Annotated in this window: 20 protein-coding genes; 9 read left to right on the forward strand and 11 right to left on the reverse strand. The window is 65.7% G+C overall.

All coding sequences use genetic code 11. The annotated features are described in order from the left end of the window. Nucleotides 1-209: 209 nt before the first annotated feature. The 4 genes from serS to G7Y85_RS18625 all read right to left on the reverse strand — a co-directional run bounded on the left by serS (nucleotide 210) and on the right by G7Y85_RS18625 (nucleotide 6,670). Nucleotides 210-1,484 (reverse strand): serine--tRNA ligase, encoded by a 1,275-nt coding sequence (gene serS / locus G7Y85_RS18610; protein WP_166261066.1) that lies wholly within the window; start codon nucleotides 1,482-1,484, stop codon nucleotides 210-212. A gap of 262 nt (nucleotides 1,485-1,746) precedes the next feature. Beyond that, entirely contained in the window at nucleotides 1,747-3,078 is a 1,332-nt protein-coding gene (locus G7Y85_RS18615; protein ID WP_166261355.1) for a replication-associated recombination protein A, read from the reverse strand. Nucleotides 3,079-3,406: 328 nt separating this feature from the next. Continuing rightward, nucleotides 3,407-4,201 (reverse strand): outer membrane lipoprotein periplasmic chaperone LolA, encoded by a 795-nt coding sequence (gene lolA, locus G7Y85_RS18620; RefSeq protein WP_241696279.1) that lies wholly within the window; start codon nucleotides 4,199-4,201, stop codon nucleotides 3,407-3,409. 57 nt (nucleotides 4,202-4,258) lie between these two features. After that, complete coding sequence (locus G7Y85_RS18625) at nucleotides 4,259-6,670, reverse strand: DNA translocase FtsK (protein ID WP_166261069.1); 2,412 nt, start codon at nucleotides 6,668-6,670, stop codon at nucleotides 4,259-4,261. 152 nt (nucleotides 6,671-6,822) lie between these two features. On the opposite strand from G7Y85_RS18625, the gene G7Y85_RS18630 reads away from it, so the two are divergent. From G7Y85_RS18630 to infA, 4 genes are all read left to right on the forward strand, one after another. Then, the gene (locus G7Y85_RS18630; RefSeq protein ID WP_166261072.1) at nucleotides 6,823-7,158 is read left to right on the forward strand and encodes a hypothetical protein; all 336 of its coding nucleotides are present in this window, start codon (nucleotides 6,823-6,825) and stop codon (nucleotides 7,156-7,158) included. Between the two features lie 90 nt (nucleotides 7,159-7,248). Continuing rightward, nucleotides 7,249-7,995 carry a leucyl/phenylalanyl-tRNA--protein transferase gene (gene aat, locus G7Y85_RS18635; protein WP_166261075.1) on the forward strand — a complete coding sequence of 249 codons (747 nt, stop codon included), beginning with the start codon at nucleotides 7,249-7,251 and terminating at the stop codon, nucleotides 7,993-7,995. After that, complete coding sequence (locus tag G7Y85_RS18640; protein WP_166261078.1) at nucleotides 7,992-8,735, forward strand: arginyltransferase; 744 nt, start codon at nucleotides 7,992-7,994, stop codon at nucleotides 8,733-8,735. Before aat ends, G7Y85_RS18640 begins: the two co-directional genes overlap by 4 nt. Nucleotides 8,736-8,790: 55 nt before the next feature. Beyond that, nucleotides 8,791-9,009 (forward strand): translation initiation factor IF-1, encoded by a 219-nt coding sequence (gene infA / locus G7Y85_RS18645; protein ID WP_166261081.1) that lies wholly within the window; start codon nucleotides 8,791-8,793, stop codon nucleotides 9,007-9,009. A 124-nt stretch (nucleotides 9,010-9,133) separates the two neighbouring features. Here infA and clpA read toward each other — a convergent pair whose 3' ends face one another. The 3 genes from clpA to G7Y85_RS18660 all read right to left on the reverse strand — a co-directional run bounded on the left by clpA (nucleotide 9,134) and on the right by G7Y85_RS18660 (nucleotide 14,150). Then, nucleotides 9,134-11,410: an ATP-dependent Clp protease ATP-binding subunit ClpA gene (clpA, locus tag G7Y85_RS18650; RefSeq protein ID WP_166261084.1), complete on the reverse strand. Its 2,277-nt coding sequence runs from the start codon at nucleotides 11,408-11,410 to the stop codon at nucleotides 9,134-9,136. 73 nt (nucleotides 11,411-11,483) lie between these two features. Further along, on the reverse strand, nucleotides 11,484-11,813 hold the full coding sequence (clpS, locus tag G7Y85_RS18655) for an ATP-dependent Clp protease adapter ClpS (RefSeq protein WP_166261087.1): 330 nt from the start codon (nucleotides 11,811-11,813) through the stop codon (nucleotides 11,484-11,486). Between the two features lie 108 nt (nucleotides 11,814-11,921). Next, on the reverse strand, nucleotides 11,922-14,150 hold the full coding sequence (locus G7Y85_RS18660) for a CHASE2 domain-containing protein (RefSeq protein WP_166261090.1): 2,229 nt from the start codon (nucleotides 14,148-14,150) through the stop codon (nucleotides 11,922-11,924). A 296-nt stretch (nucleotides 14,151-14,446) separates the two neighbouring features. Here G7Y85_RS18660 and gspC point away from each other — a divergent pair, with 296 nt between their 5' ends. From gspC to gspF, 4 genes are all read left to right on the forward strand, one after another. After that, nucleotides 14,447-15,310, forward strand: coding sequence for a type II secretion system protein GspC (gene gspC, locus G7Y85_RS18665; protein ID WP_166261093.1), 864 nt, complete (start codon nucleotides 14,447-14,449; stop codon nucleotides 15,308-15,310). Nucleotides 15,311-15,315: 5 nt separating this feature from the next. After that, nucleotides 15,316-17,475 (forward strand): type II secretion system secretin GspD, encoded by a 2,160-nt coding sequence (gspD, locus tag G7Y85_RS18670; protein ID WP_241696280.1) that lies wholly within the window; start codon nucleotides 15,316-15,318, stop codon nucleotides 17,473-17,475. 2 nt (nucleotides 17,476-17,477) lie between these two features. Next, nucleotides 17,478-18,962: a type II secretion system ATPase GspE gene (gene gspE, locus G7Y85_RS18675; protein WP_166261096.1), complete on the forward strand. Its 1,485-nt coding sequence runs from the start codon at nucleotides 17,478-17,480 to the stop codon at nucleotides 18,960-18,962. Nucleotides 18,963-19,065: 103 nt separating this feature from the next. After that, the gene (gspF, locus tag G7Y85_RS18680; protein ID WP_166261099.1) at nucleotides 19,066-20,283 is read left to right on the forward strand and encodes a type II secretion system inner membrane protein GspF; all 1,218 of its coding nucleotides are present in this window, start codon (nucleotides 19,066-19,068) and stop codon (nucleotides 20,281-20,283) included. Nucleotides 20,284-20,347: 64 nt separating this feature from the next. On the opposite strand, the gene glk is transcribed toward gspF, so the two are convergent. The 4 genes from glk to G7Y85_RS18700 form a co-directional block, all read right to left on the reverse strand. After that, nucleotides 20,348-21,349, reverse strand: a complete 1,002-nt coding sequence (gene glk, locus G7Y85_RS18685) for a glucokinase (RefSeq protein ID WP_166261102.1) — start codon at nucleotides 21,347-21,349, stop codon at nucleotides 20,348-20,350. Between the two features lie 71 nt (nucleotides 21,350-21,420). Beyond that, nucleotides 21,421-22,473, reverse strand: coding sequence for a phosphate acyltransferase PlsX (gene plsX / locus G7Y85_RS18690; RefSeq protein WP_166261105.1), 1,053 nt, complete (start codon nucleotides 22,471-22,473; stop codon nucleotides 21,421-21,423). A gap of 28 nt (nucleotides 22,474-22,501) precedes the next feature. Next, the gene (gene rpmF, locus G7Y85_RS18695; RefSeq protein WP_166261108.1) at nucleotides 22,502-22,705 is read right to left on the reverse strand and encodes a 50S ribosomal protein L32; all 204 of its coding nucleotides are present in this window, start codon (nucleotides 22,703-22,705) and stop codon (nucleotides 22,502-22,504) included. 31 nt (nucleotides 22,706-22,736) lie between these two features. After that, complete coding sequence (locus tag G7Y85_RS18700) at nucleotides 22,737-23,222, reverse strand: YceD family protein (RefSeq protein WP_166261111.1); 486 nt, start codon at nucleotides 23,220-23,222, stop codon at nucleotides 22,737-22,739. 87 nt (nucleotides 23,223-23,309) lie between these two features. Here G7Y85_RS18700 and G7Y85_RS18705 point away from each other — a divergent pair, with 87 nt between their 5' ends. Further along, nucleotides 23,310-23,936, forward strand: coding sequence for a Maf family protein (locus G7Y85_RS18705; protein WP_166261114.1), 627 nt, complete (start codon nucleotides 23,310-23,312; stop codon nucleotides 23,934-23,936). Nucleotides 23,937-24,003 lie beyond the last annotated feature (67 nt).

A 24,003-nucleotide genomic window follows, 5' to 3' on the forward strand; every position in this document is an offset into this window, starting at 1 on the left:
AGCCCCGGCCCGGCCATCCCTGGCCGGGCGTGAAACGACGCGCGAAGCTGCGCTTCGCAAGCGCGCCGTTTCACCCGGCGGCGATCTGGTTGACGAGGGTATCGGGGAGAATGCGGATCATTGGATAAGACGCTTGAACCACAGATTTCACAGATAGAAGCCGGCCGAACTTCACTCGGCGGAATCCGCGAAATCCGTGATTGAACGCTTTACTTCGCGATCCGCTCCAGCCCGGCAAGATACGGCTTCAGCGCATCCGGAATCGCAATCGAGCCATCGGCCTGCTGGTAGTTCTCGATGATCGCGACCAGCGTGCGGCCGACCGCCAGACCCGAGCCGTTCAGCGTATGCAGCAGCTCGGTCTTCTTCGTCTCCGGATGGCGATAACGCGCCAGCATGCGCCGTGCCTGGAAGTCCTCGAAATTCGAACACGACGAAATCTCGCGATAGCGATCCTGGCTCGGCAACCAGACTTCCAGGTCATAGGTCTTGGCCGCAGACGCGCCCATGTCACCGGTGCACAGCGCGACGACGCGATACGGCAGGTCGAGCTTCTTCAGGATCGCCTCGGCATGACCCGTGAGTTGCTCGTGCGCCTCGTACGAACGCTCCGGTGTGGTCGCCTGCACCAGCTCCACCTTCTCGAACTGGTGCTGGCGGATCATGCCGCGCGTATCGCGCCCTGCCGATCCGGCCTCGGCGCGAAAGCATGGCGTATGCGCCACCCATTTCCGCGGCAGCAAGCCCACGTCGAGAATCTCGTCGCGCAACAGGTTCGTGACCGGCACTTCCGCGGTCGGAATCAGCCGCCAGCCCTGTTCGCCCTGCAGCGTGAACAGATCCTCGCCGAACTTCGGCAGCTGGCCGGTGCCGCGCAGCGACGCCTCGTTGACGATGTACGGCACGTACAGTTCTTCGTAGCCGTGCTCGCGGGTGTGCACGTCGAGCATGAACTGGATCAACGCACGATGCAGGCGCGCCAGCCCGCCACGCAGCACGGTGAAGCGCGCGCCCGTCAGCTTGGCCGCGGCCGCGAAGTCCATCTGGCCGAGTGCTTCGCCGAGATCGGCATGGTCCTTGGCGCCGGCCGCCGGGCGTGGCGTACCCCAGCGGCGCAGCTCGACGTTGTCGTTCTCGTCCTTGCCGTCCGGCACGCTGTCGTGCGGGGTGTTCGGCAAGCCGCCGAGAAAACCGTCGAACTCGTCCTGCAAGGCGACCAGCTGACCCTCGATATCGGCGAGCCGCGCCTTGATGCGGTCCATGTCGGCGAGGATCGGCGAGGCGTCCTCGCCCCTGGCCTTGGCCTGGCCGATGCGCTTGCTGCCGCTGTTGCGTTCCGCCTGCAACTGCTCGGTTTCGCCCTGCAGGCGCTTGCGTTGCGCTTCCAGCGACGTAAAGCGTTCGAGATCGAAAATGAAACCACGACGCGCGAGCTTGGCGGCGACGACATCGGGCTGGCTGCGCAGGATCTTGGGGTCTAGCATCGGTCTGAACGCGGAATACAAAGAGGGCCGGCATTTTAGCCGGCCTTGCTGATTTAGAGCGTGTGAAGAAAGCGTAGCGAGCGAAGGCAGTTTGCGAGCCGCCAGAGCAGAGCAAGCGGAGCGTACTCAAGTACGTGAGCATTGCGGCGAATCGGCACGAAGCCGATCCGGACCTTGGCGCAGCCGAGGCCAGAAAGGCGAGGCACAGGACGTGCCGAGTCAGCACCGCCGGCGCGCAAAATGCCGAGCGCAGCAGCTTTGTTCACAAGCGCTTGCGTGCCGCGCGCAGCTGCGCCAGTCGCTCGCCGATCTTGATTTCCAGGCCGCGCGGCACCGGCGCATACAGTTCGCTGCCGACCAGCTTGTCCGGCAGGAACTGCTGGCCGGCCGCGACCGCGCCGGCTTCGTCGTGATCATAGCGATAGCCCTCGCCGTAGCCGAGATCCTTCATCAGCCTGGTCGGCGCGTTGCGGATGTGCAGCGGCACGTCGAGGCTGCCGGTTTCGTGCACCAGCGCGCGCGCCGCGTTGTAGCCGGCGTAGACGGCATTGCTCTTCGGTGCGCAAGCCAGATAGACAACGGCGACCGCCAGCGCCAGTTCGCCTTCCGGACTGCCGAGGCGCTCGTAGGTATCCCAGCCGTCGAGGCACAGGCGCTGCGCGCGCGGATCGGCGAGACCGATGTCTTCGATCGCCATGCGCGTGATGCGGCGTGCCAGATAGCTCGGGTCGACACCGCCGTCGAGCATGCGCGCGAACCAGTACAGCGCCGCGTCCGGATCGCTGCCGCGTACCGACTTGTGCAAGGCCGAAATCTGGTCGTAGAAGTTCTCGCCCTGCTTGTCGAAGCGCCGCAGACCACGGCCGATCAGCTTCTCCAGCACGCTGTCGTCGCGACTGCTTTCGGCGCGCCCCAGTTCGACCGCCGTTTCCAGCAGCACCAGACTGCGCCGCGCGTCACCGTCAGCCGCTTCGGCGATGCGCGCCAGCCAGCTCGCCGGCAGGGCGTCCGCCGACAGCGCAAGACCTCGCTCGTCGCCCAGCGCGCGCAGCAGCAACTCGCGAATCGCGGACTCGTCCAGCGAACGCAGCACGAACACGCGCAGCCGCGACAGCAAGGCCGCATTGAGCTCGAACGATGGATTCTCGGTGGTCGCACCGATCAAGGTGATCGTGCCGTCCTCGACATACGGCAGCAGCGCATCCTGCTGATTCTTGTTGAAGCGATGAATTTCGTCGATGAACAAGACCGTGCGCTTCGGCATCAGACCTTCACGCAGCGTCTGCGCCCTGGCCACGGCTTCACGAATTTCCTTGACGCCGGCAAGCACCGCCGAGAGCGTCAGGAACTCGGCGTCGCTGAATTGCGCAAGCAGGCGCGCCAGCGTGGTCTTGCCGACCCCCGGCGGCCCCCAGAACACCATCGAGGGGACCTTGCCGGCTTCCAGCAGCACGCGCAGCGGCGCCCCGTCACCCAGCAGGTGATCCTGGCCAGAAACCTCGTCGAGTGACTGCGGCCGCATCCGTTCGGCGAGGGGGCGAGCCGGATCAGCACGACGTCCAGTGGACGTCGTGCCCGGCTCGCGCCCGGCCATGGATGGCCGGGCCGGGGGTCGATCAGTCATACGAAACCTCGCCAGGGATGGCATCCCCACACGTTCCCGCTTCGCGCCCCGCCATGGATGGCGGGGCTGGAGGTCGATCAGCCATATGCAGTCTCGCCACGGATGGCATCACCACACCGGCCCGGCTCGCGCCCGGCCATGGATGGCCGGGCCGGGGGTCGATCAGTCATACGAAACCTCGCCAGGGATGGCATCCCAACGCCGTCCCGCTTCGCGCTCCGCCGCGGACGGCGGGGCCGGGCTTTGATCAGAGGACAACGTTCCCGCCATTGGAGGGCTACCCGGACGGTGCGCGGCGTCAGCGCCCCGCTCCGACATCGTCACCCACCACCTCTGTCCCCTTGGGCGGCGCGAACCTGAAGATCGCCGGGTCGAGTCTGACACCGGTCTTGACGTCGCTGAAGCGGATGTCGGTATTGCCGCCCAGCGCATCGTAGAACTTCATCCGCATCGGCACGCCGCGATCCAGCCACAGCTCGATGGACTCGAAATCGCTGGTCTGCTCGCTGTCATTCTTCGGCTTCAGGCGGACGATGTCGGCACCGTCCTTCTTGCCGCCGGACTCGATGATGAAGGCATCGCCAAGCTGGCGCTGCTGGGCAAGCAGCGACGCCGGCGTGCCCTTCAGCACGACATCGGCCGGCCGCACGGTCACCTGTGCGAGATCCGGTTCGTAGTTCCAGATCTTGCTGCCGTCGCAGACCATGAGCTGCGCATAAGGCTTGTCGTAGTTCCAGCGGAAATGGCCGGGGCGTGCCAGGTCGAACTGGCCGCTGCGGCGGGACAAGACTTCGTCGTGCTCATCGACCTGGGTCTGCTCGAAATGCGCCGTCAGCGTTTTGGTGCCATCGACAAAGCGCTGCAGCGCATCGTCGGCCGGTCCCGCAAACGCCGGCAGACTGAGACCAATCCCCAGCAGAACAAACCCGGCACGCAGTGATTTCATCTTGAGAACCTGAATAAAAGACGCGCCACTATCCGCCGGCGCGCTGAATTGAATCTGACCTGCGGCAGCACTCGAGAGAAGCCCCGCCCCGCGTCGCGAGCGGGCGCCTGGCACCGCTCGCCGGAGCGCAGGACGCGCAGCGTACATCAGTACGTGAGCATCCGAGCAGCGCCGGGCACTGCGCAGTGGCTGCGCAGGGCTTTCCTAGTCGCGCCCGCCCGGCGCGAGGATGTCGCGATTGCCGCCGGGTCCGCTGGGGCCGACGATGCCGGCCGCCTCCATCTGCTCGACCATGCGTGCGGCACGGTTGTAGCCGATCTTCAGTCGCCGCTGCACCCAGGACACCGAGGCCTTGCGCGTCTCCAGCACCATCGCTACCGCCTGATCGTAGAGCGGATCCGCCTCGACGTCGCCGCCGTCGCCGCCACCGGCATTGGCCGGCGCTTCCTCGGCGCAGATGTCTTCGATGTAGCGCGGCTCGCCGACCTGCTTGAGATAGGCGACGACCTTGTGCACTTCGTGGTCGTCGACGAACGCGCCGTGCACGCGGTCGAGGCGGCTGGCACCGATCGGCCGGAACAGACCGTCACCGTTGCCGAGCAGGGTTTCGGCGCCCTGCTCGTCGAGGATCGTGCGCGAATCGATGCGCGAGGCGACCTGGAACGCCATGCGCGACGGGATATTGGCCTTGATCAGACCGGTGATGACATCGACGCTCGGCCGCTGCGTCGCGACGATCAGATGAATGCCGGCGGCGCGCGCCTTCTGCGCGATGCGCGCGATCAGCTCTTCGACCTTCTTGCCGACCACCATCATCATGTCGGCGAGTTCGTCGATGACGACGACGATGTGCGGCATCGCCTCCAGCGTCGGCACGAACGGCGGCGCGTCGGCGGCATCGAACAGATCGTCCGGCTGGGTCTTCAGCGGATCGCGGATCGGCTCACCGGCCGCGATCGCGTCAAGCACCTTGCGATTGAGGCCGGCGAGATTGCGCACGCCGAGCGCCGACATCAGACGATAGCGGCGCTCCATCTCGGCGACGCACCAGCGCAGCGCGTTGGCGGCGTCCTTCATGTCGGTGACGACCGGCGTCAGGAGATGCGGAATGCCTTCGTAGACCGACAGTTCCAGCATCTTCGGATCGATGAAGATGAAGCGCACTTCGTCGGCGGTCGCCTTGAACAGCATCGACAGGATCATGCCGTTGATCGCCACCGACTTGCCCGAGCCGGTGGTACCCGCAACCAGCAGGTGCGGCATCTTCGCCAGATCGCCGGACATCGGGTTGCCGGCGATGTCCTTGCCGAGTGCGAGCGTCAGCGGCGAGGCGGAATTGCGGTACGAGTTCGAGTCGATGATCTCGCGCAGCATCACCATCTCGCGCTTCTGGTTCGGAATCTCGATGCCGACGACGGACTTGCCTTCGATGACCTCGATCACGCGCACGCTCGACACCGACAGCGAACGCGCCAGATCGCGCGACAGATTGGTGATCTGCGAGCCCTTCACACCCGGTGCCGGCTGGATCTCGAAGCGCGTGATGACCGGGCCCGGCGTCGCCGCCACGACCTGCGCCTTGACGCCGAACGATTCGAGATGGCGCTCGACATCGCGCGACAGGCGTTCGAGTTCGTCTTCCGTGTAGTGGTGTCCGCTCGGTCGCGGCGGATCGAGAATGGTCAGCGGCGGCAGCGGATCGCCTTCGAACGGCGGCACCGCGATCGCCTCGGCCTTGCTCGCGCGCTGGGCGGGCTTGGCCGCTGCCGGCATCGGTGTCGGGGGCGCGGGTGGCAGCAGACCGAGCTGCTCTTCTTCCGTGCCGGTCAGCGCCGGCGCCTTGCGCTTGCGTTTGCCGACAGTGGCCGGCTCCTCGAACGCCAGCGTTGCCGCACCGAACTGCGGTTCGACACGTGTTGCCGCCTCGCGACCGCGCCTTGCCGGCGCCTCGCGTGGCGTCTCATCGACCGTCTCGCCTTCCGTCTCGTTTGCCGCCTTCGGGGTGCGCTCGATCCGCCGCGCGGCCAGTGCGAACACCCAGCTGCCGACACGATCGAGAATGTCCAGCCACGAGAACGTCAGTGCCAGCGGCGCCGCAACGATCGCCAGCGTCAGCAGCAGCAGACTGCTGCCGAACGCACCGAGCACCGACAACAGGCCACCGGCAAGTGCCTGACCGGCGATGCCGCCGCTGCCCTGCGGCGCCCAGGTCGGGGCCGCGCCGATGTGTTGCGCCGACAGCGCGGCGAGGCTGATCAGCAGCACCACCCAGGCGGCGACGCGTACACCGCGCGGCATGCGCGCGCCGGGTGCGGCCTCGCTGAAGATCCGGATGCCGATCAGCAGCACGGCCCACGGCAGCAGGAAAGCGACGTAACCACACAGCGACAGCAGCACATCGGCGATCCAGGCACCGATCGGACCGGCCAGATTCTGCACCGGCGCACCGCTGCCGGATGAGGACCAGCCGGGATCGTCCGGGCTGAAGCTCGCCAGCGTGACCAGCAGGAACAGCGAAAGACCGAGGCAACCGAGCATCGCCGCCTCGCGCGGCAGACGCTCGAGCCAGCCGGGGCCGGCAGCTTCATCGGTGGCGTGCGGTTTGGCTTTGAACATGCGTAGGGAAAAGGGCCGTGACGGCCGGACAAAGGGACAGCGCTGATTCAGCGAAGTATAGCGAGCCTGCCCCCTGACCGCGGGGCACTTGAAAGCGCCGGCAAAACCGTCATATTGGAGTCGAACCCGGATATTTCGAACGTCCCGTCACGATGAGCCAGCAAATCCGTCATTTCATCCTCACGCCGGAAGGCGGCATCCGCGAATTCACGCCGGATCAGGCCGCAGGCATTGCCGCGGGCGACAGCCGCTTGCCGGAATTCGCCAATCGCGACCTGCGTTACCTGCAGCTGACGATGATGGACAACATGAAGAGCGGCGAGCTGAAAATCCAGACCGCCGGTGCGCGCGTGCATTTCGACGAGGATGGCCGCCTGACGGAAGCCGGGCCGCCGATCGAGAACGAACCGATCACGCATTTCGAGCACGACGCCGTCGTGCAATGGGTGTTGCGCGACGTGCCGGCCGCCGCGCCGACCTTCCACTGAGCCCGTCCGGGTATTTCGTCGCAAACGATTCACGCAGGCTGCCGGCCTGCGTATGCTAGCGAAGCACCTCAAGGAGGCCGCTTCGCGACGATGGAAAGCCCGATCCGCCTGCACTGGCTGGACCCGCGCAATCCGCACCAGCCATTCCCGCCCGTGCATCTGGCGATGCGCGATCCGAACGGACTGCTGGCGATCGGCGGCGATCTGTCGCCGACACGACTGGTGCGCGCCTACCGGCAGGGCATTTTCCCCTGGTACAACCCGGACGAACCGGTCCTCTGGTGGTGTCCGGACCCGCGCACGGTGCTGTTTCCGTCCGAGATCCACATCTCGCACAGCCTCGGGAAAACCATCCGTCGTGGCAATTACGCACTGAGTTTCGACCGCGCTTTCGAATCCGTGCTGGAAGCCTGCAGCGCGGAGCGCGGTCGCAGCCGCGGAACCTGGCTCGGCGAGGACATGCGCCACGCCTATCTCGAACTGTTCCGGCGCGGCCATGCACACAGCGTCGAAGTCTGGCGCGACGGCGCGCTGATCGGCGGCCTGTACGGGGTCACGCTCGGACGCGTGTTCTTCGGCGAATCGATGTTCTCGCGCGCCAGCGATGCATCGAAACTCGCCCTGTACTGGCTGTGCCGGCAGCTGCAGTCCTGGAACTTCGAGATGATCGACTGCCAGGTCAGCTCTGCACATCTGCTGAGCCTGGGCGCCCAGGAAATGCGACGCGAACCGTTCCTGAAATTGCTCGCGGTTGCGGTCGAGCCCGCGCCGCCGAACCGCTCCTGGACATTCGACGTCGGCGCCCCGGCCGACACGCGACACGGACCGCGGTCATGACGCAGTCGCTGCGTCTGTTTCTCAGCACCGAACACGCCTGCGGGTATTTGCCGGGTCTGCTTGCGCGCAGCGCTTTCGTCGATCCGGAGGCGGGCCTCGGTGCGCCGCACTACCAGCGCCTGCTGGAACTCGGCTTCCGCCGCAGCGGCGATCACACGTATCGCCCGCATTGCCGCGAATGTGCGCGCTGCGTGCCGGTTCGCATCGACGTGCACCGGTTTCACGGCGACCGCAGCCAGCGCCGTTGCCAGGAACGCAACAGCGATCTGCAAGTGACCATCGAGCGTCGTCTTGGCGACGAGCATTACGCGCTGTACCGCAGCTACCTGCAGGCGCGGCACGCCGGCGGCGGCATGGACCCGCTGGACCGCAAGGCCTTTCACGCCTTCCTCGAATGTTCGTGGCTGGACGTGCGCTACTGGTGTTTTCGCGATGGCGGGAAACTGCTGGCGGTCGCGGTCGTCGATCATCTGCCGCAGGCCTTGTCGGCGGTCTATACGTTTTTCGACCCGGCGGCGCAGTCGCGCGGACTTGGCACACTGGCGGTACTCGAACAGATCCGCCTGGCGCGGCAGTCGGCACTGGAATACGTCTATCTCGGCTATTGGGTGGAAGGCAGCCGCAAGATGGACTACAAGCGGCGTTTCCGACCGCTGGAAGCGCTGCAGGGCACGCAATGGCAGGCGCTGGACGACGGCAAAATGCGTGAAATCCGCGCCGCGACGACGAGCACGGGTTGATGCGCGGGGGGGGTTTCCCGATAATGCCGCCCTTCTAACCGATCTGCAGAGGCGTATGGCGAAGGAAGACCACATCGAGATGGCGGGCGTGATTCTGGAAACGCTGCCCAACACGACGTTCCGCGTGAAGCTGGAAAACGGCCACGTCGTCGTCGCGCACATCTCGGGGCGCATGCGCAAGCACTACATCCGCATCCTGACCGGCGACAAGGTCAAGGTGGAGTTGACGCCCTACGACCTCAGCAAGGGTCGCATCACGTTCCGGGACAAGTAGGAGTCCGAGCAGCGTGGAGGGGCCCCGGCACGAAGTGTCGGGGAACCAGCGTCGCGAGTGGCGACTGCCGTCAACAAAAAAGCCCGCTTGCGCGGGCTTCGTCGTTTCTTCGTCCTGAAAACCTTCAGACCGGCTCGAGCTGCGTTGCCTTCTCGCGTCCTTCCAGCTCGAAAGCAAGCTGGTCGTTTTCGCCGAGTTGCACGTGCACGCGGCCACCGTTCGCGAGCTTGCCGAACAGCAGCTCCTCGGCAAGCGGCCGTTTCAGACTTTCCTGGATCACGCGCGCCATCGGCCGCGCGCCCATCTTGATGTCGTAACCGCGGTCGGCAATCCACAGCCGCGCCGACTCGTCGACTTCCAGGTGCACGTTCTTGGTGCTGAGCTGCTCCTCGAGCTGCAGGATGAACTTGTCGACGACCCGCAGGATCTCGCGACGCTCCAGCGGCGCGAACTGCACGATTGCATCGAGCCGGTTGCGGAATTCCGGCGTGAACATCTTGCGCATCACTTCCATCGCGTCGGTGGCGTGATTCTGCTCGGTGAACCCGACCGAGCGACGCGCTGATTCCTCGGCACCGGCATTGGTCGTCATCACCAGGATGATGTTGCGGAAATCCGCCTTGCGGCCGTTGTTGTCGGTCAGCGTGCCGTGATCCATGACCTGCAGCAGCAGGTTGAACACGTCCGGGTGCGCCTTCTCGATTTCATCGAGCAGCACGACCGCGTGCGGATGCTTGATCACGCCCTCGGTCAGCAGGCCACCCTGATCGAAGCCGACATAACCCGGCGGCGCGCCGATCAGGCGCGAAACCGTGTGCCGCTCCATGTACTCGGACATGTCGAAGCGGATCAGCTCGATGCCGAGCAGCTGCGCCAGCTGGCGCGTGACTTCGGTCTTGCCGACGCCGGTCGGACCGGCGAGCAGGAAGTTGCCGATCGGCTTGTCCGGACTGCCGAGACCCGACCGTGACAGCTTGATGCACGCGGTCAACTGTTCGACCGCGTCGTCCTGGCCGTAGATCACCAGTTTGAGGTCGCGCTCCAGCGTCGCCAGCTTGTCGCGATCATTGCTCGACACGCTCTTCGGCGGAATGCGCGCGATCCGCGCAACGGTTTCCTCGATGTCGCGGACCTGCACGGTCTTGCGACGCTTCGATTCCGGCAGCAGGCGCAGCCGCGCCGCGGCTTCGTCGATGACGTCGATCGCCTTGTCCGGCAGATGCCGGTCGGTGATGTGGCGGTGCGACAGTTCGACCGCGGTGCGCAGGGCGCCGCGCGTGTACTGGACCTGATGATGGTCCTCGAAGCGCGCGCGCAGACCTTCGAGGATCTTGACCGCATCCTCGACGGTCGGCTCGCCGACATCGATCTTCTGGAAACGCCGCGCGAGCGCGCGATCCTTCTCGAAGATGCCGCGGAATTCCTGATAGGTGGTCGAACCCATGCAGCGCAGCTCACCCGAGGCGAGCAGCGGCTTGAGCAGGTTCGAGGCATCCATGACGCCGCCACTGGCGGCGCCGGCACCGATGATCATGTGGATTTCATCGATGAAGACGATCGAGCCCGGCCGCTTCTGCAGCTCGACGATCACCGCCTTGAAACGCTTCTCGAAATCGCCGCGGTACTTGGTACCGGCGATCAGACTGCCGAGATCGAGGCTGTAGACGACCGCATTCTTGAGCAGATCCGGCACCTTGCCCTCGACCACCAGCCAGGCCAGGCCTTCGGCGATCGCGGTCTTGCCGACGCCGGCTTCGCCGACCAGCAGCGGGTTGTTCTTGCGGCGCCGGCACAGCGTCTGCATGACGCGCTCGACTTCCAGATCGCGACCGATCAGGGGATCGATGCGGCCTTCGGCGGCACGTTCATTGAGATTGACCGCGTACTGTTCGAGTGCGCTCTGCGTCTGGCCCTTTTCGGCGCCGTCCTCGTTCTGTTCCTGTTCGGCCGGCTTTTCCGGGGCCGCGCCGTTCTTGGCGATGCCGTGCGAAATGAAGTTGACGATATCGAGGCGTGTCACGCCCTGCTCGTTGAGCAGGAACACGGCATGCGTGTCCTTTTCCGAGAAGATCGCGACCAGCACATTGAGCGTCGACACCTGCTTCTTGCCGGCGGCCTGAACATGGTAGATCGCCCGCTGCAGCACGCGCTGGAACGACAGCGTCGGCTGCACTTCGTGCTTCTCGACGTCGCGGATCGACTGGATGTGGTCGCGGATGTACTCCTTGAGCGCCAGTTCGAGCTTGTCGGTATCGGCACCGCCCGAATTCAGGGCCTCGGCGACGTGCGTATCCGACAGCAGGGCGAGCAGCAGGTGCTCGACCGTCAACAGCTCGTGACCTTCCATGCGTGCCGAAACGAACGCCGCGTCGAGAGCCTTCTGCAGTTCTTCGCTAAGCATCAGCGACCTCCGCGCGTGAGCGCGACTTGTGCATCCGAATGAAAAACAACTCCGCCTGACCTCAACTGTCCGTTCATCCCTGCACCTTCTCCATCACGGTCAACAGGGGATGCTGGTTCTTGCGGGCGTAGGCGTTGACCTGCGCCGTCTTGGTTTCGGCGACCTCGGCCGGGTAGACCCCGGCAACGCCACGACCCGCCGTATGAATCTCCAGCATGATCTGTACCGCCTTTTCGCGGGAATGCCGGAAAAACTCCTGCAAGACCTGGACCACGAATTCCATCGGCGTGTAGTCGTCGTTGATGACGACGACCTTGCACATGGGTGGACGCGCAAGTCTGGGCTTGGCTTCTTCCAGTGCCAGACCCTGCCCCGCATCACCGCGTTTGACCTCGTTCGCCATGGCGTCAGTTTACCGTCGTCCCCTCATTGTGGGGACAGCGGCAGGCAACTCAAGCGGACATTCGTGCGGGGATTTGCGGCCGGCCATCGGTTGCCGGGCCATGGCCGGCTACTTGTGGGTAAAGGTGAACGCGCCGTCCCACGGAAAACCCGGCGGCTCGCGGCGCAGGATCGCGATGCGTTCGAGAAACAGCTCGTAGACACGGTGCGGACGGGGGCCGCGGGCGAGACTGCGCAGCTCCCGCTCGGCCGCGTCCCAGTCCTGATCGCGGTACAGCTTCATCGCGCCGCGGTGACGCGCCAGATCCTGGCGCAGATCGGGATCGATTTCGTCCTTCGGACCGATCGGCTCGTAGATCGCGACCGGCTCGTCCTTGCCCTTGACGCGCACCAGATCGAGTTCGCGGAACGCCCAGTCCGAAGGCATCGTGTCGCGGGTCGCCTGCGTGCAGATGATCGCCACGCCGTATTCCTTGGTCAGGCCTTCGACACGCGATCCCAGGTTCACGGCATCGCCCATCACGGTGTAGGCGCGACGGAATTCCGACCCCATGTTGCCGACACTCATCTTGCCGGTATTGATGCCGACCCCGACCTGCAGGGCCGGCCAGCCGCGCGCGGCAAAGTCGGCATCGAGATCGCGCAGGCGGTGGATCATGTCGAGCCCGGCGCGCACGGCATTGAAGCCATGATCCGGATCGGCCAGCGGCGCCCCCCAGAACGCCATGATCGCATCGCCCATGTATTTGTCGATGGTGCCGCGGTATTTCTGGATCACGCCGGTCTGCTGGCTGAGGAAGGCGTTCATCAGCGCCGCCAGTTCACGGGCGTCGAGCTTTTCCGAGATGCTGGTGAAGCCGCGCACGTCCGAGAACAGCACCGTCATCTCGCGGCTCTCGCCTTCCATCGACACTTCGCCGCCACGCTCGGCCATTTCCGCGACCACTTCCGGCGGCACGTACTCGCCGAAACTCTTGGAAATGCTGCGCGCGCGGCGCGACTCGATGAAATAGCCGTACAGCAGATGGGCCATGAACAGCGCCAGCGTGAACACCACCGGCACGCCGAGCGGCATGATGAAATCGGCGCCGCTCCATAGCGCAAGCGCCAGCGCGATCAGCGCCGCGACGATCGCAAAGCCGGCGATCGCGCTCCAGCCGGCCGAAAGGCGCACGAACGCCAGCGCCAGCAGTACCGCCACCACCAGCAGCATGACCGCTTCGATGCCGTCGTAGTACGGCGCCTTCTGGCGGATACCGCCGTGCAGGATGCCGTCGATCAGGTTGGCGTGGACCTCGACGCCGGCAAACACCTTGTTGACCGGCGTCGAACGCAGATCGAGATAACCGGCGGCGGTCGCACCCATCAGCACGACCGCGTCCTGCAGCACGGCCGGATCGGCAACGCTGCCGCGAATCACATCGGTCGCCGACACGTAATTGAACGTGCGGTTGTCACCGCGATACGGCACGTACGCCGCAACCTCGGCGTCGACCGGCACGACGTGCTGGCCGACCCGCACATCCTCCAGGTGCAGGGAACTGCGCACATCGGGCGGATCGAAGTCGAGGCTCAGCGGCGGGTCGCCGAGTGCCAGCCTCGCGACGCTGAGTGCCAGCGACGGATAGATCGCACCCTGGTACTGCTGCATCAACGGCACGCGGCGGTAGACGCCGTCGAAATCGACGCTGGGATTGTCGAAAAACCCGCAGTGCGCGACCGCATTTTGCAGGGTCGCAACGTTGCCGCCGACGCCTTTCGGCTGCAGCAGATCCAGGTCGTAGAGCTTGGCGCCCTGGGCGTCGATCAGCGGTGCGCACAGCGCGCCGGTCATTTCCGGCTCGCCGGCGCCGATGCCGGGCTTGAAGAAGTAACCCAGCACGACCGCCCGACCGTGCAGGGCCTGCGCGAAACGCGCGTCATAGTCGACCTCGGCGTCGATCGCCGAACGGCGCTCGGCGACGCCCGGCAGATCGGCCAGCTCACCGTCCGCCAGGGTCCGCCACAGACGACTGGCCTTGTCGTCGGCCTCGGCAAATGCGATGTCGAAGCCGAGCACGCGTGCGTGGTAACGGTCGAACAGGTTGTCGACCAGTGTCGCCAGCTTGTCGCGCGTCCACGGCCACTGCCCTTCGGCGGCGAGGCTTTTCTCGTCGAGATCGACGATGACGATCCTGGGGTCGGCGTGATGCGGCAGCGTCACCAGCACACGCGCGTCGTAGGTGAAAGCCTCGACCACGTCGAGCAGCCGGGATGGCAGGATGCGCGAGGTGTGCAGCAGAAACAGCGCAAACACCACGGCACTGATACCGAAGCGAACCTGCGTGCGTCGCGACATGCTGTTTCCCCCCCCGGAACGCCTGCAGGCTACTCAAGCCATCGGCGGCCCGCAAATCGGCCCGCCCTGGCAGCCGGCCAGCGCGACCGCGAGCGGCAAGCAAAGCCGGGTTTGCGGCCGGCCCGGCACGTTCCGGCCGCGAGTTTGCCGATTGTCCGTCCGCCGGGCCAGCGCGTCGCCGCGCGGTATTTCGCGTCCGAAGCGCGGCGATTCGCTCAAGTGTTCGATGGACGCCCAATAACTGCTTACAAAACCGAGCTATTTCCTTTCGGCATGCACAGGTATGATCGCTGCCCATGACTTCCAGCCTCAGCCTGCAGCCGTTCGCCCGGCTTTACGAGCAACACGGCCGCAAACTCCCGCCGGTCGCCGTTCTGCTGCTCGTCATCGTCATTGCCTGGCTGTCGGCACGTCTGGTCTGGGCGCTGATTCCGACGCCGGCCGCTGCACGCTGGCAGGCGCCAACGCTGCCGGCGCAGCAGGCGACCAGCCATCGGCAAACCGATGTGCAGGGCATCGTCGACCACAATCTGTTTGGCGTCTATCAGGCCGTGCCGGATGCACAGAGCGCGGCGGAGGCGCCGGAGACGCGCCTGTCGCTGACCCTGATCGGCATTCTGTCCGCAACCCAGGATCGTGAATCGCGCGCCCTGATCGGCAGCTCGAACGGCGACGAGAAGCCCTACGCGATCGGCGATGACGTGATCCGCGGCGTCAGCCTGCAGGCCATCTTCCCGGATCGCGTGATCCTGTCCCGTGACGGCAGCCTGGAGACCCTGCGCCTCAACAAGGACGCACCGAGCACGGCCACCGCCGGCGCCCCGCCGTCCTCGGTGCCGAGCGGCACCGCGCAGATGCTGACGCAGATCCGTGACGAAGTACTGACCGATCCGAGCAAGGCGTCGCAGTACATCCGCGTGCAGCCCGCCAACGTCAACGGCCAGCTCAAGGGCTTTCGTGTCTATCCGGGCCGCGAGCGCGGTGCGTTCAACCAGCTCGGCCTGCGGCCCGGCGATCTGGTGACGCAGGTCAATGGCATACAATTGGACGACAGTCAGAAAGCCCTGCAGATGCTCACCGAACTGAGCAAGGCCAACAGCGTGTCACTGACCGTCGAGCGCGGTGGCCAGACCCAAAACTTCAACGTGACCCTCAATTGATCCCTATGAAGCTCCGCCGACTCGCGGTTTGCGCGCTGGCAACCCTCGCATGGCTGAGCGCCGCGCCCGCTCGGGCGGACATCACGCTCAACCTGAAGGATGCCGACATCAACACGCTGATCGCGACCGTCAGCGACGTCACCGGCAAGAACTTCATCGTCGACAACCGGGTGAAGGGCAAGGTCACGGTGATTTCGGCCTCGCCGATGAGTTCCGACAGCCTGTACGCGACCTTCCTCGCGGTGCTGGAGGTCAACGGTTTCGCGGCCGTGCCGTCCGGCGAGGCGATCAAGATCATTCCCGACGCCAACGTCAAATGGGAAGGCGGCGCCTACAGTTCCGACGGCAGCCGGCTGGCGCGTGACGAGGTCGTCACCCACGTCTACCAGCTGCAGAACGTCAGCGCGGCGCAGCTGGTACCGATCCTGCGGCCGCTGATGCCGCAGTGGGCGCATCTTGCCGCGTATCAAGCCAACAACACGCTGATCATTGCCGACCGCGCCGCCAACGTCCGTCGTCTCGGCAACCTGATCGCGCAGATGGACCAGGCCGGCGACCGCGACATCGAGAACGTGCATCTGCAGTACGCGTCGGCGTCGGAAGTGGTGCGCGTGCTGACGACGATGGCGCAGCAGGACAAGCAGGCCGACCCGACCAGCAAGCCGGCGTCGGTAATTGCCGACGAGCGCAGCAACAGCATCCTCATCAGCGGCGACAAGGCCGACCGCGAACGCCTGCTGGCGGTCGTGCGTCAGCTCGACGTCAAGCTGCCGGATGGCGGCGCCACGCAGGTCGTCTACCTGCGCTACGCAACGGCGGAAAATCTCGCGCCGATCCTCGAAGGCTACGCGCAGAACGTCAAGCAATCGCAATCGGGTGGCGTCGGCGGAGCCGCCGCGGCCCCGGTCACCAGTTCCTCGTCCTCCTCCGGCGGCAGCGGCGACACGCGCGTGCTCGCCGACAAGGACACCAATGCGCTGATCATCACCGCCACGCCGAAGGTGATGCGGCAGATTCGCGACGTCATCGCGCAACTCGACATCCAGCGCGCACAGGTGCTGGTCGAAGGCATCATCGCCGAAGTCAGTGCCAACAAGCAGAAGGATGTCGGCGTCAACTGGACGGTGTTCAATCCCAACAGCATCGCGGCGGCCGGCATTCTCAGCGACTCGGTGACGACCGCGCTGACCAACTACGCCAGCACCGGCCAGACCTCCTCGGCACTCAGTGCCCTCGGCCAGGGCATCAACATCGCCGGCGGCGGCCAGCACGGCTCGACGATCTTCGGCGTGCTGTTGCAGGCGCTGCGCGGCGACGGTAACACCAACATCCTGTCGACGCCGTCGCTGGTCACGCTCGACAACGAGGAAGCCAAGTTCTCGGTTGGCCAGGAAGTGCCGTTCCTGTCCGGCAGCTACTCGAACAGCGGCACCACCAGCAGTTCCGGCGTCGTCAATCCGTTCCAGACCATCGATCGCAAGGACGTCGGCACGACCCTGTCGGTAACGCCGCAGATCAGCGGCGAAGGCAATACCGTCAAGCTCAAGCTCAATCTCGAAATCTCCGGCATCGCCAGCGGTGCGGCCGGTTCGTCGAACCTGATCACCAACAAGCGCACGCTGAGCAACGTGGTGGGCATGGAAAGCGGCCAGATCCTCGTGATCGGCGGCTTGATCGACGACCAGATCCAGACCCAGAAGACGGCGATTCCGCTGCTCGGCGACATCCCGCTGCTCGGCGGACTGTTCCGCAGCACCTCGGTCAAGAAGTCCAAGCAGAACCTGATGTTGTTCATCCGGCCGACGATCCTGCGCCGCGCCGAGGACATCGATTACTACTCGCGCAAGAAATATGCGGTTGTCCAGCAGAGCCTGATCGATGCCGCCAACGCCACCGGCGGCAAGGGCAATCCGCTGTTGCAGCCCTACGACCAGATTCTCAACGACACGCCGCCGAAGGCGCTGCCGGGCACGGCACCGACCAGCCCGACCGTGCCGCCGGTCAACGCCGATCCGGGCGCGATCGCGCCGACCGCCGCCAGGCCGGGCGACGAACCGCCGGCCGAGCCGCCGCTGAAATCGCCGGCCGGCCAGGCCGACACGCCGAGCGACACGCCAGCCGAAGCGCCGGCCACGGCTCCGACCGAGGCGCCGCAGTCGAACTGAACATGGAAGCAGGTTTCCGGCGTCCGCCGTTCACGTTTGCAAAACGGCATGGCCTGATCGTCACCGAAGACCGCGGCGATCACGTGATCGCCGTCGCGCGACCCGGCATTGCCATCGACGCGGTGCAGGAAACCCGGCGCTTCGTCGGCCGGCCGCTGCGCCTGCAGTCGGTGTCGCCGCAGGAATTCGATGCCCTGTTGTCGCGCACCTACGAAGGCCAGACGGCGGCAACGGCGAGCCTGATGGACCGCCTGCAGGACGACGAGGCGGACCTCGACGCGCTGGCGCTGGCGCTGCAGGACAGTCAGGACCTGCTCGAATCGGATGACGACGCGCCGGTCATCAAGTTCATCAACGGCCTGCTGGTCGAGGCGATTCGCGAGAACGCCTCCGACATCCACATCGAGAGCTTCGAGTCGCGCCTGCAGATCCGCTTCCGCGTCGACGGCGTGCTGCGCGAGGTGATGGCACCACCGCGCCAATTGGCGCCGCGCCTGGTTTCGCGCATCAAGGTCATGGCCAAGCTCGACATCGCCGAAAAGCGCCTGCCGCAGGACGGCCGCATCTCGCGCGCGTTCGGCGGCCGCAAGGTCGACGTGCGCGTCTCGACGATTCCGACCGGCGTCAATCAGGAACGCGTGGTGATGCGTATCCTCGACAAGCAGGCCGAGAAGATCGATCTCGAGCATCTCGGCCTCGACGAGATCTCGATCGCCGCGCTCAAGCGCATCATTCATCACCCCTACGGCATCCTGCTCGTCACCGGCCCGACCGGTTCCGGCAAGACCACGACGCTGTACTCGGCGCTGTCGGTGCTGAACGACCACTCGCGCAACATCATGACGGTCGAAGACCCGATCGAGTATTACGTCGACGGCGTCGGCCAGACCCAGGTCAACACCAAGGTCGAGATGACGTTCGCGCGCGGCCTGCGTGCGATTCTGCGCCAGGACCCGGACGTCGTGATGATCGGCGAAATCCGCGATCTGGAAACCGCACAGATCGCCGTGCAGGCGTCGCAGACCGGTCACCTCGTGCTCTCGACGCTGCATACCAACACCGCGGTCGGTGCCGTCACGCGCCTGCGCGACATGGGTGTCGAGCCCTATCAGCTGTCGTCTTCGCTGGTCGGCCTGATGGCGCAACGCCTCGTACGCAAGCTCTGCAAGCATTGCAAGGAGCCGTACGAAGCAGGCACGGTCGAGAAGGAACAGCTCGGGCTGGATCCGAGCCGGCAGCTGACCCTGCACAAGCCGGTCGGCTGTCCGCTGTGCCGGCATACCGGCTATCTCGGCCGCAGCGGTGTGCACGAGGTGATCGAAGTCGACCGCACGCTGGAGACGATGATCCACGACAACGCCTCCGAACAGCAGCTCGAAGCCTACGCGCGCACGCAGAGCCCGGGCATCCTGCAGTCCGGCCGCGACAAGGTGATCGCCGGGCTGACGACGCTGCGTGAAGTGCTGCGCGTGACGATCGAGGACTAGCGTGCGGCTTTCCCCCACTTCGGCGTTTGCACCGCAAACGGCCCCTCTCTCTTGCGCTTCGCAGGCGAGTGGCATTGGCGCGGCCGGCGGCCGCAGGTAAGTCTTGGCCGCCTACGAATACAGCGCGCTCGATGCCCAGGGGCGTCAGAAGAAAGGCCTGATCGAAGGCGACACACCGCGTCACGCCCGCCAGCTGCTGCGTGATCGGGGTCTGACGCCACTGGAAGTGGCGCAGGTCGCCGAGTCGCGCACCAGCGGCGGCTCCTTTCTGAGCCGCGGCGGCGCCAGCATCAGCACCGCCGAGCTGTCGCTGTTCACCCGCCAGCTGGCGATCCTCGTGCGTTCCGGCCTGCCGCTCGACGAAGCGCTCACCGCGGTATCGGAGCAGAGTGAGTCCAAGCGCGTGAAGCGCATTGCGCTCGGCGTGCGCGCCGGCGTCGTCGAGGGCAATGCCCTCGCCCATTCGCTGAACCAGTTTCCGAACGCATTCCCGCCGCTGTTTCGCGCAACCGTCGAAGCCGGCGAACAGTCCGGCAAGCTCGACAACATTCTCGAACGGCTAGCCGACTACGTGGAGCGCCGTCAGCAGTTGCAGTCGCGCGTTATGCTGGCCTTGATCTACCCCGTGATCCTGACGGTGGTGGCGATCGGCGTCGTCGTCGCGCTGCTGACCTACGTCGTGCCGCAGGTCGTCGGCGTTTTCGACAGCATCAACGCGCAGTTGCCGCTGCTGACGCGCGCGCTGATCGCGCTGTCCGACTTCCTGCGCGAATGGGGCATCTACCTGCTGATCCTGATCGCCATCGGCGTGTTCGTCTTTGCCCGCATGATGCGCGCGACACCGTTCAGGCGCCGCGTCCACGCGTTCATGCTGCGGGTGCCGCTGGTCGGCCGGCTGACGCGCGGCACCAATACCGGCCGTTTCACGCGCACGCTGGGCATCCTGTTCGGCTCCGGCGTGCCGATTCTCGATGCGATGCGGATTGGCACGCAGGTTGTCAGCAATCTGCCGATGCGCGAGGCGATCGACGAAGCTGCCATCAAGGTCCGTGAAGGCGCCGGGCTGTCGCGCTCGCTTGCCGCGAGCAAACTGTTCCCGCCGATCACCGTGCATCTGATCGCCAGCGGCGAATCATCCGGCCGCCTCGACGAAATGCTCGATCGCTCGGCGGAAAATCAGGAGCGCGAGGTCGAGATGCTGGTGCAGACCACGGTCAGCATCTTCGAACCGGCGCTGATCGTCGGCATGGGCGGCATCGTGCTGCTGATCGTGCTCGCGATTCTCGTGCCGATCTTCGACCTCAACGACCTCGTCAAGTAGGCTTGGCTCAAGCCGTCCATGGCGCTGCAGTCCGGCCCGGCCCACCATGGCCGCGGGTTCGACCTCAACGATCCGGTCTGGCAAGCAGGCCACGCGCGGCCGCGCCGAGCAGCCCCGGCTGAGGGTGGGTGATCGCCAGCACCGGCACGCGCTTCATCAGCGTCTCGAAGCGCCCCTTCGATTCAAAACGGCCGCGAAAACCGCCGCGCTCGATCCACGGCAACAGCTTCTGCGTGATGCCACCGGCAAGATAGACGCCGCCCCAGGCGCCGTGCATCAGCACGGCATCGCCGGCGAATGCGCCCAGCAATTCGCAGAACAAGGCGACGCTGCGACCGCAAGCACTCTCGGGGGCGGCAGCGGCTTGCCGACTGATCTGTTCCGGCGTGTCGACGCTGGCAGGCTCGCCGTCGACCGCACAGACGGCGCGATAGAGATTGAGCAAGCCCTGCCCCGACAGCAGGCGCTCCGCCGAAATGCGCGGGTGATCGCGCCACAGGGCCTCGAGCAGTTTCAGCTCGTACGCGTTGCCCGGTGCAAACCCGACGTGGCCGCCCTCGGTTTCGATGACGATGGACACGCCGCCGCGGCGCGCGAGCGCACCGACTCCGAGCCCCGTCCCGGGCCCGAGCACCACGTAATGACCATCGCCGCCGTCGCCTGCCAGCGTTGTTGTATCGACGCCGATCGCCCGCACGTCGTCACGGCGCAAATTGGCCACGGCATGCGCGACGGCCGCGAAATCGTTGATCAGCACCAGCGCCTCGAGCGCCAGCTCCGTCTGCAATGCACGTACGGAGAACGACCAGGGGCTGTTGGTGAAGCGGATCGCGTCGCTGGTGACGGGCGACGCCACGGCAAAGACCCCGGTGCGCGGACGCTCCGTGCCGAGCGAGGCGAGATAGTCCCCGGCCGCAGCCGCCAGGGTCGGGTACTCGGAAGCGCGCAGCTCGCGTATCGCTGCCAGGGTCGGCCGTCCCTGTCCGTCGGCGTCCGCGATCGCGAAGCGCGCGTTGGTGCCGCCAATGTCGGCGACGAGGAAACTCGACGGGGAGATCACGGTCATTTCGGAAAGTCGCGACGCGCAGGAAACCAGCGGCGATTCTAACGATCCGAACCGGCGACGACGCGCGCCGCTCAGGCCAGCTTCGCGTCCGGCGCGCGTTCCGGCAGCGCATCGGCCAGCAGGCGGGCGATGCGGCTCGGCACGTCGTTCTCGACTTCGCGCAGGGCGACGCGAATCGCCGCAGCGAACGCCTGCGCATCGGCACTGCCGTGCGACTTGATGACGATGCCATTGACGCCGACGAAGCTCGCGCCGTTGTAGTTGCGCGGGTCCATGCGTTTGCCGAGCGCCTTGAGCGCCGGCATCGCCGCCAGCGCCGCCATCTTGGTGAACATCGAGCGCGTGAATTCCTGCTTGATGAAGTGATAGATCAGCTTGGCCACACCTTCGCCGGTCTTCAGTGCGATGTTGCCGGTGAAGCCGTCGCAGACCACGACGTCGACGTCGCGCAGGAACACGCCGTCGCCTTCGATGAACCCGACGTAGTTAAGGGTCGACGCCTGCAGAAGCTGCGCGCTCTGCTTGATGACGTCATTGCCCTTGATCTCTTCCTCGCCGATGTTGAGCAAGGCGACCTTGGGGCGCGGAATGTCGTAGATCGCGGTCACCAGCGCCGAACCCATCACGGCGAACTGGAAGAGCTGCTCGGCGTTGCATTCGGCATTGGCGCCGAGATCGAGCATGTGGACGTGGCCGTTCATCGACGGAATCGGCGAAATCATTGCCGGCCGGTCGATGCCCTTCAGGGTCTTGAGCACGAACTTGGCGGTCGCCATCAGGGCGCCGGTGTTGCCGGCCGACACGACGGCGTGCGCGCGACCGTCGCGCACCAGATTGATCGCCACGCGCATCGATGAATCCTTCTTGCCGCGCAGCGCCCTGGATGGCGATTCGTCCATCGCCACCACTTCACTGGCGTGCTGCAGGCTGATGCGCAACAGCGTTTCGGCCGCCGGCTTGCGCGCCTTGAGCGCGGCCGAAATCTGATCCTGGTCACCGACCAGAATCAGCTGCAACACCGGGAATTCGGCCAACACCGAAAGAGCGGCGTCCACGGCCATGTTCAGGCCGTGATCGCCGCTCATGGCGTCGATCGCCAAAACGACGGGAGCCGTGGCGGTCATGCCGACGGCGCGGTCCTGAAGTCGGACCTTATTCGGCAGCGTCGGTGGTGGCCGGGCTGGTGTCGATGACCTTCTTGCCGCGGTAGAAACCGTCGGCCGTCACGTGGTGGCGGCGATGCGTCTCGCCCGAGGTCGGATCGGTCGACAGCGCCGGCGCCGTGGCCTTGTTCTTCCAGTGGGCGTGGCGATGGCCGCGCTTGGCGCGGGACTTCTTGGAATCTTGGACTGCCATGGTTCAACTCCGTCGGGCGGATGCCCTAACTCTATTTGCCTAAGCGTTCTTTCAGTGCCGCGAATGGGTTTACTTCCCGGCGGACGGCGTCTTCATCCCCTTTCGGGGTCGTCGACGCCTGGACAGCATTTTCGCACGATTCGCAACGCGGCAGCATCGGCAAGGCCAACAGGATCTCGTCCTCGACGATCTCCCGCAGCGGCAAGCGGTCATCCTGCACTCGATACGGGTCCGTCTCGTGCAAGACGGCCTGCTCTTCCTCTTCGGTGTGGACCAGTCGCAGGTCGACATCGACATGCAAGGGCCACGCAATCCGCGCATCACAGCGCTGGCAGCTCAGCACCAGCTCGCCATCGATCGTGCCTTGCAAAAGCTCGCGACCGGGCGACTTGTGCGCGTGCAACTCGACCTGCAGCTCGCCGACATCGTCCGCCAGCACTTCGCGCAAACGCTCCAGGCTGCCCAGCGGCACATGACCGCTGTAGGCTTGCCGCTGCGTCAGTGCCGATGACGCCACCACGCTATGCGGAATCGGCATGCCTGCTCCGGCCCCGAAAAAGGGCGCGAAGCATAGTCACACCCCTGTCAAAAGTCAAAAGAATCAATGGCTAAATCTTCATCTTCGGAGCAGGCGGCGAATGCCGTCGGGATCTCGGCGCAAACCCCGCTGATTCTCGCTTCGGCATCGCGCTACCGCGCCGAGCTGCTGGCGCGACTGCAGATCGACTTCGTCGCCGAAGCTTCGAGCGTCGACGAAACCGCGCGCGACGGCGAGGACGCGGCGGCGCTGACACAGCGGCTGGCGCGCGCGAAGGCCGAAGTGCTGGGTGGCAAGCACCCCCGGCGGTGGATACTCGGTTCCGATCAGGCCGCAGCGCTCGACGAGCGGATCCTCGGCAAGCCGGGCGACATCGCGCAGGCCCAGGCGCAGCTGGCGGCCTGCTCGGGCCGCGAAGTGCGCTTTCACACGGCCGTCGTGCTCCTGCAGGGCAAGACCATCCATCGCGCGCTCGACATCACGACGGTGCGTTTCCGCCAGCTGAGCGCGGCCGAGATCGAACGCTATGTCGCCGCCGAGCCGGCGCTGGACTGCGCCGGCAGCTTCAAGTGCGAGGGCTACGGCATCAGCCTGTTCGACGCGATCGAGTCCAGCGATCCGACCGCGCTGATCGGCCTGCCGCTGATCAGTGTGCGCCGTCTGCTTGCGCAGGTCGGCCTGGCACGTCCCTGAGGTCTGTGCCCATCGAACGGCCGCAGATCGAAGGCCGGGAACTAAATCCGCGACGCGGCCCTCTATC

Source organism: Solimonas terrae (genome assembly GCF_011067135.1).
In the GTDB taxonomy this organism is placed as follows: domain Bacteria; phylum Pseudomonadota; class Gammaproteobacteria; order Nevskiales; family Nevskiaceae; genus Solimonas; species Solimonas terrae.

Bases quoted from the DNA above. Each gene is read 5' to 3' on its own strand.
- gspC (WP_166261093.1), top strand. From the start codon at position 14,447: ATGACTTCCAGCCTCAGCCTGCAGCCGTTCGCCCGGCTTTACGAGCAA.
- G7Y85_RS18630 (WP_166261072.1), top strand. From the start codon at position 6,823: ATGAGCCAGCAAATCCGTCATTTCATCCTCACGCCGGAAGGCGGCATC.
- G7Y85_RS18615 (WP_166261355.1), bottom strand. From the start codon at position 3,078: ATGGCCGGGCGCGAGCCGGGCACGACGTCCACTGGACGTCGTGCTGAT.
- infA (WP_166261081.1), top strand. From the start codon at position 8,791: ATGGCGAAGGAAGACCACATCGAGATGGCGGGCGTGATTCTGGAAACG.
- G7Y85_RS18625 (WP_166261069.1), bottom strand. From the start codon at position 6,670: ATGTTCAAAGCCAAACCGCACGCCACCGATGAAGCTGCCGGCCCCGGC.
- G7Y85_RS18705 (WP_166261114.1), top strand. From the start codon at position 23,310: ATGGCTAAATCTTCATCTTCGGAGCAGGCGGCGAATGCCGTCGGGATC.
- aat (WP_166261075.1), top strand. From the start codon at position 7,249: ATGGAAAGCCCGATCCGCCTGCACTGGCTGGACCCGCGCAATCCGCAC.
- gspE (WP_166261096.1), top strand. From the start codon at position 17,478: ATGGAAGCAGGTTTCCGGCGTCCGCCGTTCACGTTTGCAAAACGGCAT.
- G7Y85_RS18640 (WP_166261078.1), top strand. From the start codon at position 7,992: ATGACGCAGTCGCTGCGTCTGTTTCTCAGCACCGAACACGCCTGCGGG.
- serS (WP_166261066.1), bottom strand. From the start codon at position 1,484: ATGCTAGACCCCAAGATCCTGCGCAGCCAGCCCGATGTCGTCGCCGCC.
- clpS (WP_166261087.1), bottom strand. From the start codon at position 11,813: ATGGCGAACGAGGTCAAACGCGGTGATGCGGGGCAGGGTCTGGCACTG.
- G7Y85_RS18660 (WP_166261090.1), bottom strand. From the start codon at position 14,150: ATGTCGCGACGCACGCAGGTTCGCTTCGGTATCAGTGCCGTGGTGTTT.
- glk (WP_166261102.1), bottom strand. From the start codon at position 21,349: ATGACCGTGATCTCCCCGTCGAGTTTCCTCGTCGCCGACATTGGCGGC.
- clpA (WP_166261084.1), bottom strand. From the start codon at position 11,410: ATGCTTAGCGAAGAACTGCAGAAGGCTCTCGACGCGGCGTTCGTTTCG.
- plsX (WP_166261105.1), bottom strand. From the start codon at position 22,473: ATGACCGCCACGGCTCCCGTCGTTTTGGCGATCGACGCCATGAGCGGC.
- rpmF (WP_166261108.1), bottom strand. From the start codon at position 22,705: ATGGCAGTCCAAGATTCCAAGAAGTCCCGCGCCAAGCGCGGCCATCGC.
- gspD (WP_241696280.1), top strand. From the start codon at position 15,316: ATGAAGCTCCGCCGACTCGCGGTTTGCGCGCTGGCAACCCTCGCATGG.
- lolA (WP_241696279.1), bottom strand. From the start codon at position 4,201: ATGTACGCTGCGCGTCCTGCGCTCCGGCGAGCGGTGCCAGGCGCCCGC.